This window comes from Paenibacillus faecis (genome assembly GCF_008084145.1).
Classification (GTDB): Bacteria; Bacillota; Bacilli; order Paenibacillales; family Paenibacillaceae; genus Fontibacillus; species Fontibacillus faecis.
The window spans coordinates 862,501-864,871 of sequence record NZ_VSDO01000003.1 but is presented as its reverse complement, the minus strand read 5'-3'; the positions used below and the strand labels follow the sequence as shown (position 1 = coordinate 864,871).

Here is a 2,371-nt window from a genome sequence, read left to right as displayed (position 1 = left end):
ACCGGATTACGGTACCAGGTTAGAACTCCGATACGATCAGGGTGGTATCCCAACGGCACCTCCACCGAAGCTGGCGCTCCGGCTTCCTAGGCTCCCACCTATCCTGTACAAATCGTATCAAAGTCCAATATCAAGCTGCAGTAAAGCTCCATGGGGTCTTTCCGTCTTGTCGCGGGTAACCTGCATCTTCACAGGTATTAAAATTTCACCGGATCTCTCGTTGAGACAGCGCCCAAGTCGTTACGCCATTCGTGCGGGTCAGAATTTACCTGACAAGGAATTTCGCTACCTTAGGACCGTTATAGTTACGGCCGCCGTTTACTGGGGCTTCAGTTCATAGCTTCGGAGTTACCTCCTAACCACTCCCCTTAACCTTCCAGCACCGGGCAGGCGTCAGCCCGTATACTTCGCCTTGCGGCTTCGCACAGACCTGTGTTTTTGCTAAACAGTCGCTTGGGCCTTTTCACTGCGGCCCCCTCGGGCTATTCACCCTACCGAGGCACCCCTTCTCCCGAAGTTACGGGGTCATTTTGCCGAGTTCCTTAACGAGAGTTCTTCCGCGCGCCTTAGAATTCTCTTCTCGCCTACCTGTGTCGGTTTGCGGTACGGGCACCTTCACCTGGCTAGAGGCTTTTCTTGGCAGTGTGAGATCATGACCTTCGGTACTGTAAATTTTCCCTCCCCATCACAGCCCAGCCTTACGATGTGCGGATTTGCCTACACACCAGCCTCACTGCTTGGACGAGCATCCATCAGCTCGCGTCACTACCCTACTGCGTCACCCCATCGCTCATAGCGGTTTACGGTGGTACAGGAATTTCTACCTGTTGTCCTTCGACTACGCCTTTCGGCCTCGCCTTAGGTCCCGACTTACCCTGAGCGGACGAACCTTCCTCAGGAACCCTTAGGCTTTCGGCGGATCAGATTCTCACTGATCTTTTCGTTACTCATACCGGCATTCTCACTTGAATACAGTCCAGCGCTCCTTCCGGTACACCTTCAACCCGTATTCAACGCTCCCCTACCCCTGATGCAAGCATCAAGCCATAGCTTCGGTGGTGTGTTTAGCCCCGTTACATTTTCGGCGCAGAGTCACTCGACCAGTGAGCTATTACGCACTCTTTAAATGGTGGCTGCTTCTAAGCCAACATCCTGGTTGTCTGTGCAACTCCACATCCTTTCCCACTTAACACACACTTGGGGACCTTAGCTGATGGTCTGGGCTGTTTCCCTTTTGACAATGGATCTTAGCACTCACTGTCTGACTCCCGGTTAATCAGTCTATGGCATTCGGAGTTTGACTGAGCTTGGTAACCCTTGGCGGGCCCCGCACCCAATCAGTGCTCTACCTCCACGACTGTCCCACCGAGGCTAGCCCTAAAGCTATTTCGGGGAGAACCAGCTATCTCCGAGTTCGATTGGAATTTCTCCGCTACCCCCACCTCATCCCCGCACTTTTCAACGTACGTGGGTTCGGGCCTCCAGTGCGTGTTACCGCACCTTCACCCTGGACAGGGGTAGATCACCCGGTTTCGGGTCTACGCCTACAAACTATATTCGCCCTATTCAGACTCGCTTTCGCTGCGGCTCCGCCTTATCGGCTTAACCTTGCTTGCAAACGTAACTCGCCGGTTCATTCTACAAAAGGCACGCCATCACCCCTAAAATGGGCTCTGACTTCTTGTAAGCACACGGTTTCAGGTTCTTTTTCACTCCCCTTCCGGGGTGCTTTTCACCTTTCCCTCACGGTACTGCTTCACTATCGGTCGCTAGGGAGTATTTAGCCTTACCAGATGGTCCTGGCGGATTCATACGGGGTTTCACGTGCCCCGCACTACTCGGGATCCGTCTCGGAGGGAGCACACTTTCGATTACAGGGCTTTTACCTTCTTTGGCCGGCCTTTCCAGACCTGTTCATCTAATATGCTCCTTTGTAACTCCATGTGAGACGTCCCACAACCCCAAGGGGCAAGCCCCTTGGTTTAGGCTAATCCGCGTTCGCTCGCCGCTACTGACGGAATCACTTTTGTTTTCTCTTCCTCAGGGTACTTAGATGTTTCAGTTCCCCTGGTCTGCCTCTTCATGCCCTATGTATTCAGGCATGAGTGACTGGATATTACTCCAGCCGGGTTTCCCCATTCGGACATCCCCGGATCAAAGCTTGCTTACAGCTCCCCGAGGCAGTATCGTTGTTCGCCACGTCCTTCGTCGGCTCCTAGCGCCTAGGCATCCTCCGTGTGCTCTTAGTAGCTTAACCAATTCGCTCCGGTTTTGCGCTGCCCTCTCCTCGTTCGTCGCTTACTGACTTGCTCTCGCAAGCAGCCGCGCACTACCTAAAGTTCGGTCATCCCAAAACCTTCGCTCTGTAGTC

1 rRNA gene (cut by a window edge) is annotated in these 2,371 nt (G+C 53.6%); it reads right to left on the bottom strand.

The features are described from left to right. A 23S ribosomal RNA gene (locus FRY98_RS17265) occupies window positions 1–2,257 on the bottom strand; it reaches 682 nt to the left of the window's first position. Window positions 2,258–2,371: the final 114 nt, after the last annotated feature.